Origin of the sequence: Paracidovorax cattleyae (genome assembly GCF_900104515.1) — a bacterium.
Classification (GTDB): domain Bacteria; phylum Pseudomonadota; class Gammaproteobacteria; order Burkholderiales; family Burkholderiaceae_C; genus Paracidovorax; species Paracidovorax cattleyae.
Map to the genome: position 1 here is coordinate 1 of NZ_FNJL01000011.1, position 12,202 is coordinate 12,202.

Annotated in this window: 11 protein-coding genes and 1 tRNA gene; 3 read left to right on the plus strand and 9 right to left on the minus strand. The window is 68.0% G+C overall.

What is annotated here, in order from left to right; all coding sequences use genetic code 11:
* Positions 1–115 precede the first annotated feature (115 nt).
* The 6 genes from BLR05_RS10655 to BLR05_RS10680 form a co-directional block, all read right to left on the minus strand.
* Positions 116–1,087, minus strand: coding sequence for a HamA C-terminal domain-containing protein (locus BLR05_RS10655; RefSeq protein ID WP_107204746.1), 972 nt, complete (start codon positions 1,085–1,087; stop codon positions 116–118).
* A gap of 177 nt (positions 1,088–1,264) precedes the next feature.
* Entirely contained in the window at positions 1,265–1,828 is a 564-nt protein-coding gene (locus tag BLR05_RS10660; RefSeq protein ID WP_092834470.1) for a ParB/Srx family N-terminal domain-containing protein, read from the minus strand.
* A 437-nt stretch (positions 1,829–2,265) separates the two neighbouring features.
* On the minus strand, positions 2,266–2,802 hold the full coding sequence (gene radC, locus BLR05_RS10665; protein WP_092834471.1) for a RadC family protein: 537 nt from the start codon (positions 2,800–2,802) through the stop codon (positions 2,266–2,268).
* A gap of 469 nt (positions 2,803–3,271) precedes the next feature.
* Positions 3,272–3,348 (minus strand) — tRNA-Val (locus tag BLR05_RS10670).
* A 78-nt stretch (positions 3,349–3,426) separates the two neighbouring features.
* Entirely contained in the window at positions 3,427–5,688 is a 2,262-nt protein-coding gene (locus tag BLR05_RS10675; RefSeq protein ID WP_092834472.1) for a RelA/SpoT family protein, read from the minus strand.
* Entirely contained in the window at positions 5,685–6,656 is a 972-nt protein-coding gene (locus tag BLR05_RS10680; protein ID WP_092834473.1) for an alpha/beta fold hydrolase, read from the minus strand. The genes BLR05_RS10675 and BLR05_RS10680 overlap by 4 nt, the downstream gene beginning before the upstream one ends.
* A gap of 69 nt (positions 6,657–6,725) precedes the next feature.
* Between BLR05_RS10680 and BLR05_RS10685 the strand changes: the two genes are divergently transcribed.
* Positions 6,726–7,511 carry a 3-hydroxybutyrate dehydrogenase gene (locus BLR05_RS10685; protein WP_092834474.1) on the plus strand — a complete coding sequence of 262 codons (786 nt, stop codon included), beginning with the start codon at positions 6,726–6,728 and terminating at the stop codon, positions 7,509–7,511.
* Between the two features lie 54 nt (positions 7,512–7,565).
* Here BLR05_RS10685 and BLR05_RS10690 read toward each other — a convergent pair whose 3' ends face one another.
* Entirely contained in the window at positions 7,566–8,285 is a 720-nt protein-coding gene (locus tag BLR05_RS10690; RefSeq protein ID WP_092834475.1) for an SIMPL domain-containing protein, read from the minus strand.
* Positions 8,286–8,517: 232 nt separating this feature from the next.
* Between BLR05_RS10690 and ompR the strand changes: the two genes are divergently transcribed.
* Together ompR and BLR05_RS10700 are read left to right on the plus strand one after the other, a co-directional pair.
* Positions 8,518–9,249, plus strand: a complete 732-nt coding sequence (gene ompR, locus BLR05_RS10695; RefSeq protein ID WP_011794721.1) for an osmolarity response regulator transcription factor OmpR — start codon at positions 8,518–8,520, stop codon at positions 9,247–9,249.
* 108 nt (positions 9,250–9,357) lie between these two features.
* The gene (locus BLR05_RS10700; RefSeq protein ID WP_092834476.1) at positions 9,358–10,875 is read left to right on the plus strand and encodes a sensor histidine kinase; all 1,518 of its coding nucleotides are present in this window, start codon (positions 9,358–9,360) and stop codon (positions 10,873–10,875) included.
* On the opposite strand, the gene ispF is transcribed toward BLR05_RS10700, so the two are convergent.
* Together ispF and ispD are read right to left on the minus strand one after the other, a co-directional pair.
* On the minus strand, positions 10,856–11,353 hold the full coding sequence (ispF, locus tag BLR05_RS10705; RefSeq protein WP_092834477.1) for a 2-C-methyl-D-erythritol 2,4-cyclodiphosphate synthase: 498 nt from the start codon (positions 11,351–11,353) through the stop codon (positions 10,856–10,858). The genes BLR05_RS10700 and ispF overlap by 20 nt on opposite strands.
* Before the next feature lie 21 nt (positions 11,354–11,374).
* Positions 11,375–12,199, minus strand: a complete 825-nt coding sequence (ispD, locus tag BLR05_RS10710; protein ID WP_208606002.1) for a 2-C-methyl-D-erythritol 4-phosphate cytidylyltransferase — start codon at positions 12,197–12,199, stop codon at positions 11,375–11,377.
* Positions 12,200–12,202: the final 3 nt, after the last annotated feature.

The window sequence follows — 12,202 nt, forward strand, 5'->3', positions numbered from 1 at the left end:
CTCAGCGGACTGCATTTCCTGGTGTTTGCAGTGCTCATGTTGCCCGCCGCCGCGCGGGTGCTGGCCGCAGCGGGAAGTTCATAACACCCTCTAGACACTTCAGTGGCAAAGCTAGTCATGCTCGGGGATTAAGTTGAGCGAACAGGCGCTTTAGTTCATCGATATTGGGAACCGCGATCATGAACACCTCACAATGTCCAAGTTCGAGGCCTTTGGCCTTCGCTTGACGCTGCAGGTTTTCCTTGAATCGCTGGTGCTTGCCGGCGTATAGCGCCTTGAAGTAATCCTCGTGAATGGTGATTCCCTTGGTCCGATCCAACGGAATCTTCTCACTGTAGGCCTCTTCCTCGTATACAAGACTTCCCACGTGGACATCTCGCCTTAGAAGGTGGTTGCCACCTCCCGCGTAGTCATTGAAGAAAGACTTCGCCGCCTCCCTTTGTTCGCCATGGAGCACTTCAAAGTTGGAGAAATCCGAGGCCAGTCGCAACTCATTCAGCTTGCGTCCTCGGCTCGCGCGGTACTCAGCGACAGAAGCCACCATGTCCCTCGACGCATCGGCGGCCGATGGAACCAGCTTGGACTCCAAGAGGAAGAAGGTGACCGTGCCGTCCTCGTTGGCTAGCACGTGCAGTCCGTCTACGCCATGAACTGGCATCCCGGCCGACGTCTTGAGCGCCATCCTTGAGCCAATCTGCGCGGCGCCTAGGTAGTGAACGGCGATCGCATAAGAAAGCAGCTCACCCAACTCGCCATAACGCGATTTGGTCTCGTCCTCAAACTTCACCAGGATTCGGCGGGCCTCAAGCGTCAGACGACCATGTGCGAAGGTGCTCCCGCCAGTTCTGGATGCCACACCCGTCGCGTTGGCTTTCTGGCGCTTTGCCAGAGGGACAACGTAGTCCACCAATAGTGCGGTCAAGAGCTCCACCAGGGAGTGGACTTCGGGCTCGTCAACATGCATTCTCAGGAAGAGCAGCCTTGGCTCCGTCAGCGGCGGGTCCGCTGCCACCGATCCCACCACATTATCAAAGCCGTCGATCGGGTCCAGGAGAGCCCTGAACACCTCTAAATGAGCCTCAGTCACCGAGCCTCCTCAAGTTTGCTGCGCCTGTATAGGCACTATTGCTGGTCGCTTTTATAGTCTTTCCGTCTGCTTGGAGGCCAACACCTTAATTGCGCATCCGCTCATATACAAACGGACGCCGAACTCTAAATCCAGCACCGGCATTGGCCGTGATTGCCGCTTTCTTCTCGAAGGCCCCTAGCACAGGCGGCTTCTAATCGTGCTCACAGCCCCAAGGCTTGAGCAGGCGGTAATTGAAGCATAAGCGACGCAGGATCTTGTGCACTTGGTCCGCCACCAGCGCATCCCGTCAAAGAGTTCGTCCACCGGTGAAATGGCTTTGCGCTGGACGTTCTCCGTCAGGCTGACAGCGCGGGCCGAGGCATCCGGCACCAGCAGGCACGGCACAGGATGGTCCTTGGCCAACTTGCGGCGCTTGACCAAGAGCTTGAGCGCAGCCAGACGCCGCCGGCCCGCAACCACCTCGAACTGCTCGCCTTCCGGCGAAGCCGCCACGGTGAGGTTCTGCAGCAGCCCCACCCGACCAATGGACGCGGCCAGCTCGGCAATGGCCGTGCCGCCGCCCTTGCGGACATTGCGGGCCGAGGTGCGCAGCCGCGACAGCGGCACCATGAGCAGTTCGTACGGCGCCACTTCCGGCACGGTGACCGTGGCATCCACGGTGGAGCCAGCGGCGGCGACAGCCGCAGCGGCAGCCACGGCATGCAAGGCCCGGACTTCGAATTGGGAAACGATGTTCATGTGAAAAGCTCCTGTCCCGTTCGGGGACGTTGATCGATGAAGGAATCGGAACGACGACGCACGGGGACGGGCTACGGTGGTCTGGGCATGGGCTATCTCCTTGGAAGTTCGAGCTCCGCAGGGGCCGCGAAGCGCTTTCGCGGCCATGAGGGCCGGCTGGGGCCGGCGCGGGTGCGCCGTCAAGGGAGGAAGCGAAGGCGCTAGTGCGGCCCGCAGGCGCAGCCGAGGACACGGGCGCCGTAGCGGCCCTTGACGGGAGAAGCACCCGCAGAGGCCAGGCAAGCCGCCAGTGCGGCGCGCAGGTGGCGCAGAGCACCGCGCAGCGCCACCGGAGAGAACAGGATCGAAAGAGATCAGCCACCTGGGCCGCAAGCCGAATGCACGCGCGCAGCGCGCTGGCAGGACGGAACAAAGCAAAGGGCCAGCGGCCCTTTGCGTCAGAGCAGCCCGCGCTCGGCGAAGCTCAGCACCGTCGTGCCCGCGACGATCAGGTGATCCAGCACCCGGACGTCTACCAGTTGCAGCGCCGCCTTGAGCGTCTGCGTCAGGACCTCGTCGGCCCGGGACGGATCCGCCAGGCCCGAAGGATGGTTGTGCACCAGCAGGACGGCCGAACTGCTCTTCAACAGCGCATCCTTGACCACCTCCCGCGGATACACCGATGTCTGGGCCACGGTCCCACGGAACATCTCCACGTAGTCGACGACCCGCAGTTGCGAGTCCAGATGCACCACAGCGAACACCTCGTGCGGCAGATGCGACAGCCGTGCCCGCAGGAAGTCCTTCACCACCGCCGGCGAGTTCAGCATGTCGGCCCCACGCACCCGGGATGCCAACAGGCGTTGCGCTGCCAGCAGCACCTCATCGGCATCGGCCAGCCGGTAGTCGCCCGCCACGTCGCGGACCATCAGGGCCGCATCGGCAACGGAAGCAGAAGCGAAGGAATCGAGGGAAGAGAACAGATCGTGCGCCATGGCCAACTCCAGTGATCGGGCGGGATTGCCCGAGACCGGAACCGGCACGCCGCAGCGCAGCTGTCAGGGTTCAACGACGGCCGCCAGGACGCAAGCGCACCAGCTGCGCGCAGACCTCGACCGCGAGAACGGTGTGCAAGGATGAAGGGAACAGCAAGCCAGCCCCAAGCCACTCCACCAGCACCGGGCAAGCGCAGCGCGCAGTGGCACAGCCACGGAGGCATCAGCGATGGGAGCCGTAGGGTCGAGACGTTCAAACGGCTCGATGCGAAGCACGTACAGCGCGGCCCAGCGAAGCTTGGAGATGCCCAGCAAAACCAAGATGGGGTGCCCTGAGGACGAAAAAAAGCCTCTTACGAGGCATCTTTCTTTTCCGTACTTTTTCCGTACGGAAAAACAAAAATGCCCGCTTGTTAGCGGGCACTTCTGCTGCAAGCCCTGGTTTAGCTTGCATTTTTCTACCAAATCTTGGTAGGCGCGATTGGACTCGAACCAACGACCCCCACCATGTCAAGGTGGTGCTCTAACCAGCTGAGCTACGCGCCTGTGTGTATTCGAGAAACGAGAGTATAGCAGCAAAAAACCGGCCACCGGACAAAGCGGCGAAATCTCGCTGCCCCCACCTCACCGCCGCCGCGCGGAGCGCACCCCCTGCACGGCGGCAACGATGGAGAGCACCTTGTTCAGGCGCCCCGAGTCCGACACCTCCACGGTGAACGTCATCCACGCCGTGCCCTTCACCGACTGGGTCTGCACGCCGATGACGTTGGTCTTCTCGCGCGCGAAGACTTCGGAGATGTCGCGCAGCAGGCCCTGGCGGTCGGCGGCCTCGACGGCCACGTCCACAGGGTAGAGGGCGGCAGGTTGGCCGCCCTGCCCGCCGCCCTGGGCCCCGCCGCCGGATCCGCCGGCGCTGCCCCATTCGACGTCGATCACGCGCTCGGCGCTGCGGGCGGCCATCTCCCGGAAGTTGCTGCAGTCCGCGCGGTGCACGCTCACGCCCTTGCCGCGCGTGACGAAGCCGCGGATCGGGTCCGGCGGTGCGGGACGGCAGCACTTGGCCAGCTGGGTCATGAGGGAGTCGATGCCCACCACCAGCACGCCGCCCTTCGGCGCGGTCTCTTGCGTGCGCGACTTCTTGAGCAGCAGGTAGTCGTCGGGCTGCAGCACGGGCTCGGGCGGGCGCAGCAGGGTCTCGATCGTGCGCAGGGAGAATTCGTCCTTGCCCACCACCTCGAAGAGCGCATCGGCAGTCTTGAAGCCGAGCTGCACGGCCAGGTCTTCCAGCCGGATGGCGGTCTTGCCCTCGCGCTGCAGCAGCTTTTCGACGGCCTCGCGGCCGCGCGCCACGGTCTCGTGCGTGGCCTGGGCGTTGAACCAGGCGCGCACCTTGGCGCGGGCGCGGTGGCTGGTGAGATAGCCCAGTTCGGGGTTGAGCCAGTCGCGCGAGGGCCGGCCCTCCTTCACCGTGGTGATCTCCACCGTCTGGCCGTTCTGCAGCGGCGTGTTGAGCGTGACCATGGCGCCGTCCACGCGCGCACCGCGGCAGCGGTGCCCCACGCTAGTGTGCACCGCGTAGGCGAAGTCCACCGGCGTGGCGCCCTGGGGCAGTTCCACCACCTCGGCGTTCGGCGTCAGCACATAGATGCGGTCCTCGAACAGGCCGCGGTGCTGCACCGCGCCGGACATGTCGCGCTCCCACGCCAGCAACTGCCGCAGCACGGCGATCTTGGCGTCGTACTCGCTGCTGGCGGACACCCCGCCGTAGCCCTTGGTGCCGGCTTCCTTGTAGGCCCAGTGCGCGGCCACGCCATGCTCGGCATGGTCGTGCATGGCCTGGGTGCGGATCTGGATCTCGATGGCCTTGCCGGCTTCGTCGCGCACCACGGTGTGCAGCGACTGGTAGCCGTTGGGCTTGGGTTTGGCGATGTAGTCGTCGAACTCCGCGTCGATCGGCTTGAAGTGCGAATGCACCCACGACAGGGCGGCGTAGCAATCCTTCACCGAGGGCACGACCACGCGCAGCGCGCGGATGTCGAACACCTGGTCGAAGTCCAGCGACTTGCCGCGCATCTTCTTGACGATGCTGTAGATGTGCTTGGGCCGGCCCTGCACGGTGGCGCTGATGCTGCGCGCGCGCAGTTCGGACTCGAGCCGGCCGCGCAATTGCTCCATGTACACCTCGCGCCCGGCGCGCTTCTCGTCGAGCAGGCGGGCGATCTGCTTGTAGGTGTCGGGCTCCAGGAAGCGGAAGGACAGGTCTTCCAGTTCCCACTTCATCTGCCAGATGCCCAGGCGGTTGGCGAGCGGCGCGAAGACCTGCAGCGCCTCGCGGGCGATGGCGGGCGAGACGGGCCGCTTGGTGGCGGCGTAGAAGCGCAGCGTCTGCAGCCGCGAGGCCAGGCGCAGCATGACCACGCGCAGGTCGCGCGAGAAGGCCAGCAGCATCTTGCGGACGTTCTCGGTGTGGGTGACGGGGTCGTCCACCGCATGGCCGGCGAGCTGGGCCGCGCGCGCCTGCTCCTGCACGCGCATGAGCTTGGTGGTTTCGACGGCGAGCGTGGCGAAATTCTGGCCGAAGGCCTTGGCGATGACCTCCTCGGGCTTGTTCAGGTGCGAGCAGGCATGCACGAGATAGCTGGCGGCCTGCATGGCCTCGGAGCCGCCGATGGCCTTGAGGATGGCAGCCACGGCCTCCGCGTGGGCGAAGGTGTTCTCGCCCGTCTCCAGGGTCTCGGCGGAAAGCAGCGGCTCGGCGAAAGCCCGGGCGCGCGCCAGGGCGCCGGCCTGCTCCGGCAATGCGAGGGAGGTGGCGGCGATGAGCTGGGGCACGGCCTCCTGGCCGGCCATGCCGTGCGGATGTTGGGGCGCGGCGACGCTTTTCATGGGCGGGCCTCCGGCGCTCCCGCGCCACCGTGCCCGGCACCGAACAGGAATTGCTCCACCAAGTCCACCTGCTCTGCGGCCACCAGGGTGGGCGCATGGCCCACGCCGGGCCATTCGACCACGCGCGCCCGCGGACCGCGCTGCGCCATGGCCTGCGCGGTGCCGGGCAGCAGCAGGTCGGATTCGGCGCCGCGCAGCACCAGGGTCTGCGCGCGGATCGCGTCGTAGAACTGCCAGAGCTGGGCATCGCCGGCACGCGCGGACTCGGGCGTGAGGTGCCGGAAGTTCCCGGCGATGGCGGGGTCGTAGTGCAGGCGCACGGAGCCGTCCGGCTGCGGGCGCAGCAGCGGCTCGGACAGCGCCCGCCACTCCTCGGCGGTATGAGGCCCGAAGCCCGTGGACACCACGCGCAGCCCCTCCACCGCCGCCGCGGCGCTGGAGAACTCCACCACCCGGCCCACGTACTGCCCGATGCGCTGCAACGCCGGCCATTCCAGCGTGGGACCGACATCGTTGAGCACCAGCCGGCGCACCGGCGCGGGCAGCGGCAGCTCCGGCTGGCCGCACAGCGCCATGCCGATGAGCCCGCCCATGCTGGTGCCCACCCAGTCGAGCACGCCCACGGGCGCCCGCGCATGCACCTGCGCCAGCAGTGCGAGCATGTCGGCCGCATAGACGGGGATCTGGTAGTGCGAGGCATCGGCCAGCCAGTCGCTGCGGCCGCGGCCGGCCACGTCCGGGCAGACGATGCGTGCATGCCGCGCGAGGCGGCGGGCCAGCACGTCGAAGTCGCGGCCCTGCCGCGTGAGGCCGTGCACGCAGACGACCACGTGGGGATGCGCAGGGTCGCCCGTGCCGTTCCACTCCCAGTACGCCATGCGGTGCCCGCCCTCGCCCTCCCTGGATGCGCCCCCGGGGGATGCCGCGGCACCGGGGCAATGTACGTAGTTCAGCGTAGGCTCTGTCATGGGGGCAATCGTCTCTGGGCCGCTCGATAATGGCCCTTCGTTCATCCTAATTCATTCGGAGAGACCGGCATGCTTCTCACTGGCAAGACTGCGCTCGTGACGGGTTCCACCAGCGGCATCGGGCTGGGCATCGCCAAGGCCCTGGCGCGCGAAGGCGCGAACATCGTCCTGAACGGCTTCGGCGACGTGGACGGCCCCAGGGCGGAGGTGCTGGCGGCCGGGCACGCGGCGGGCGCGCAGGTGGCCTACCACGGCGCGGACATGGGCAGCGTGCCGGAGATCGAGGACATGATGCATTACGCGGCGGCCCAGTTCGGCCGGGTGGACATCCTCGTGAACAACGCGGGCATCCAGCACGTCGCGCGCGTGGAGGATTTCCCGGTGGAGAAGTGGGACGCGATCCTGGCCATCAACCTCAGCAGCGCCTTCCACACCTCGCGCCTCGCGCTGCCGGCCATGCAGGCCGTGAACTGGGGCCGCATCGTCAACGTGGCCTCGGTACACGGCCTGGTGGGATCGGCGCAGAAATCGGCCTACGTGGCCGCCAAGCACGGCATCGTGGGCCTCACCAAGGTGACGGCGCTGGAGAACGCCACCACGGGCGTGACCTGCAACGCCATCTGCCCGGGCTGGGTGCTCACGCCGCTGGTGCAGAAGCAGGTGGATGCCAGGGCCGCCGAACACGGCCTCGGGAACGAGGAGGCCACGCGCCAGCTGCTGGGCGAGAAGGAGCCCTCGATGCAGTTCACCGCGCCCGAGGAGCTGGGCGAGCTGGCGGTGTTCTTCTGCTCGCCCGCCGCGAACAACGTGCGCGGCGTGGCCTGGAACATGGACGGGGGCTGGGCGGCGCAGTAACCCGCGGCCGCCCTCCCCTGGTGCGCGCCCGGCCGCTGGGCACGGGCGCGCCGGTCAGCGTAGTTGCACCGAGCCGGAGACTTGGACCACCACCTGGGTCTTGCCGGCCTCGACCGGCACGCCCGAATCCAGCGATCCCATGAAGGTGACGGAGGATTTCATCGCCATCGCCTGCATGCGCGGCGCGGGGGCCATCTCGTCACCATTGACCGACACCTCGCGCAGCGAATAGGCCGAGAAGCCGAAATCCTTGGCCAGCGAGGCCGCGCGGTTCTTGAACTCCTCGATGGCCCGGGTCTGGGCCTCGCCTTGCACGCGGGCACGGGCCTCCTTGGACAAACCGAACCCCAGCTGGCTGATGGTCATGGACTGGATGCGGCCGGCCGTGGTGGTGATGCGGGCGAAGTCACGTCCCTCTAGCACCAGTTCGGCCCGGCCCTGCCACCCTGTGACCTTGCCGTCCTTGTTGTAGCGAGGGGAAATGCCGAACTGGCCGGTGCGCACCTCCATCTGCTCCGGCTTCGCATCGCGTTTGGCCTCGGCGAGAGCCGCGTCCACCACCTGGCGCAATTGGGTCTGCACGGTGGCGGCATCGGTTCCCTCGCGGGTGGCGGCAAGGTTCAGCACCATCAGGTCCTGCTGGACATCCACCGAGCCGCTTGCAGCGAGCTGCAGCACGTTTTGGGGCGCCGGCGTGGCCGCGTTCTGGGCAAATGCCGTGCCCGACACGGCGGCGATGGCGCAGGCGGCGGCCAGGGGGGCGAGGAATTTCATGAAGGGACTCCCTGTATGGAAAAAATCGTGTGAAAACCCGTTCGGCGCTTCGCGTCCGGGGTCGGCCGCCCACGGTAACGCACTGCACGGGCGCCAAAGATGAAGCCCGGACAACCCCGCTGATAGACGCCGCAAAATTTGTAACACTTGGTCAGACCCGCCGGAAAAACGCGAACTTCGGCCGGCAAGGTGGTCAGAATCGGCTCTGTTACAAATAGGACCCGGGAAACTCATGGCCTCTACAACCAACCGTACCGACAAGATCCTCGTGGTGGACGACGACGCGCGCATCCGTGATTTGCTGCGCCGCTATCTGACCCAGGAAGGCTTCGAAGTCATGGTGGCGGAAGACGGCAAGGCGCTCAACCGCATCCTGCTGCGCGAGACGGTCGAACTGATCGTTCTGGATCTCATGATGCCCGGCGAGGACGGGCTCTCCATCTGCCGCCGCCTGCGCGCGGCCAACGACCGCACCCCGATCATCATGCTCACCGCCAAGGGCGAGGACGTGGACCGCATCGTGGGCCTGGAAGTGGGTGCCGACGACTACCTGGGCAAGCCCTTCAACCCCCGCGAACTGCTGGCGCGCATCCATGCCGTGCTGCGCCGCCGCCCGCCGCAGGAGGCCCCCGGTGCTCCCTCGGGCGACAACGAGGTCGTGACCTTCGGCCCCTTCACCTTCGACCTGGGCACGCGCGCCCTGCAGAAGAACGGCGAGGAACTGCCCCTCACCACCGGTGAATTCGCCATGCTCAAGGCGCTGGTGCGCCATCCGCGCCAGCCGCTTTCGCGCGAGAAGCTGGCCCTGCTGGCCCGCGGCCGCGAGTTCGAGCCCTTCGACCGCAGCCTGGACGTGCAGGTCTCGCGCCTGCGCAAGCTGGTCGAGGTGGACGCCGCCGCTCCCCGCTACATCCAGACCGTCTGGGGCGTGGGCTATGTGTTCGTGCCGGATGGAGCGAGCTGATCCACGGCCGACAACCCCACGCGCGGGCACCGCGCCGGCACCCTGAGCAGCCCGGTGCCCGCGGCCCTTTCACGGCCTGCAGCGGCCCGGCTCTTCTCCTGACCTGACATGAGCGCCTCCCATGATGCGTCCACGGACGCCACCAGCCCTGCGCCACTGGAGACGACGCCGAACCGGCGTGCGTCCCAGCGCACGCGCGTCGGCCTGAACCTTTTCTGGCGCACCTTCTTCCTGCTCGCCCTGCTGCTGGTGGGCAGTATCCTGGCCTGGCTGCAGACGCTGCGTGCGCTCGAGTTCGAGCCCCGCACCCTGCAGACCGCGCAGCAGATCGCCTCCCTCGTGAACCTGAGCCGGGCCGCGCTGGTGCATGCGGACGCCATCGCCCGCGTCTCGCTCATCAAGACCATGGCGGACCAGGAGGGCGTGCGCATCCTGCCCCGCGAGCCCAGCGACCGCTTCGACCTCGTGGACGACACCGCGCTGGGCGTGCGCCTGACCGAAGAGCTCACCGAGCGCCTCGGCCCGGGCACCATCGTGGCCGGCAACGTGAACGGCGAGAGCGGCCTGTGGGTGGGCTTCACCATCAACGGCGATCCCAACTGGCTCCTGATGGACCGTTCGCGCCTGAGCACGGCGGGCGGCAAGACCTGGCTGATCTGGCTCATCACCGCGGGCGCCCTGTCGCTGGCGGGCGCCGCGGCGATCGCGCGGCTCATCAACCGGCCGCTCAAGCAGCTTTCCTACGCCGCCAACCGCGTGCGCGACGGCGACTTCGCGGCCAGCCAGCTCGACGAGGAAGTGGTCACCAGCGAGATCCGCGAGGTGAACATCGGCTTCAACCGCATGGCGCAGAAGCTGGCGAAGCTCGAGCAGGACCGGGCGGTAATGCTGGCCGGCATCTCGCACGACCTGCGCACGCCGCTGGCGCGGCTGCGGCTGGAAACCGAGATGAGCGTCATCGACGACGTGGCCCGCGAGCACATGGTGGCCGACATCGTGCAGCTCGACGCCACCATCGACAAGTTCCTGGACTACGCGCGGCCGGACCACGTCACGCTCACGCCGGTGAACCTGCACGGGGTCGTGTCGTCCTGCGTCTATGCGGTGCAGGACCACCGCGAACTGCAGATCTCCATGAGCGTGCCGGAAGACCTGATCGTGCTGGCCGACGAGGTGGAGCTGGCGCGCGTGATCTCCAACCTGCTGGAGAATGCCCGCCGCTATGGCAAGACGCCCGAGAGCGGCACGGCCTCCGTGGAGATCGCCGCCAAGGGGCGCGAGAAATGGGTGCTGGTGAAGGTGCGCGACCACGGCCCGGGCGTGCCGCCCGACCAGCTGAGCAACCTGACCAAGCCTTTCTTCCGCGGCAATTCCGCGCGCACGGCGGCCGCGGGCGCGGGCCTGGGCCTGGCCATCGTGGACAAGACCGTGCAGCGCATGGGCGGCATCTTCGCGCTCGCCAACTCCGGCTCCGGCGGACTGGTGGCCCACATCCAGCTGCAGCGCGCCTCGCAGTTGCCGGCCGGCAAGGACCCCAAGCAGCGGCTGCAGCGCCCGCAGATCAAGCGCCAGCTGCCGCCCGATGCCGCCAAGGGCGGCAAGCCCGTCAAGCCGGCGCGGGCCTGAACAGCAGCACCGCCGCGCGCGCCTCCATGGCCAGGCCCTGCCCCACGGGGCCCATGCGCTCGGCGGTCTTGGCCTTTACGTTCACCTGATCGGGCTGCAGGCCCAGCGACCGGGCGATGCCTTCGCACATGGCCGGGATGTGCGGCGCGAGGCGCGGGGCCTGGGCGATCACGGTGCTGTCGATGTTGCCGATCTCGTGGCCGCGCTCGCGCACGCGCCGCGCGGCCTCCACCAGCAGGACCATCGAATCGGCGCCCTTGAAGCGCTCGTCCGTGTCCGGGAAATGGCTGCCGATGTCGCCCAGGCCCGCGGCGCCCAGCAGCGCGTCGGTCACGGCGTGCAGCAGCACGTCGGCATCGGAATGCCCGAGCAGGCCCATGGTGTGGGGGATGTCCACGCCGCCGATCACCAGGCGGCGGCCCGGCACCAGGGCATGGATGTCCCAGCCCTCGCCGATGCGGAATGGGGGAAGCGTCATGGGCAGTCGCGCCTTTGTCAATCAGAAGAAAGTCTTGCCCGGCAGCGGCGCGCCCTGGGCGAGCGGCCCGCCGAAGCGTTCCAGGGTGGCCGGCAGCAGGCGTTGCGCCAGCACGGCCTCGGCCAGGGCGAAGTCGTCCGGGTAGGTGACCTTGAAGTTCTGCGCGCCGCCCGGCACGAGGCGCGGGTGCAGGCCCATGGCCTCCATGGCGCTGGCCTCGTCGGTGGCCTGCGCGCCGTACCGCACGAGCGCGGATTCGAGGGTGCCCAGGCGGAACATCTGCGGGGTCTGGGCGAGCCATTTGTCGCTGCGGTCCACCGTGGAGGCGACGCGCACGCCGCCCGGCCCCCCGCTGGCGGTCTTGAGCGTGTCGGCCAGCTTGTGGGCCAGCAGGCCACCCACGCTGTCGTGCTCGCAGGCATCGATGAGGGCGTCGATCTGCGCGGTGGTCACCAGGCAGCGCGCCGCGTCGTGCACCAGCACCCAGTCGCCCTCCTCCGCGCCGCGCTCGCGCAGCGCGCGCAAGCCGCCGAGCACGGTGTCGGCGCGCGTGGCGCCGCCGCAGGCGACGGCGAAATGCAGGTCCGAGGGGTGGGCGTCGAAGAATGCGTCGCCGGGCGCCACGGCCACCAGCGTGCCCAGCAGGCGCCGCACGCCCGCGAATGCCGCCAGCGTATGCAGCACGAGCGGCAGCCCGGCCACCGCCTGGTACTGCTTGGGCACGCCGGCCGCGGCGCCCGGCGCCACGGCGCGGGCGCCCGTGCCCGCGCAGGGCAGCAGGGCCCAGAAACGGCCCGGCGCGGCCGGTGGCGGAAGGGTCGGTCGGGGCGGCAGCAGGTCGCTCATGGG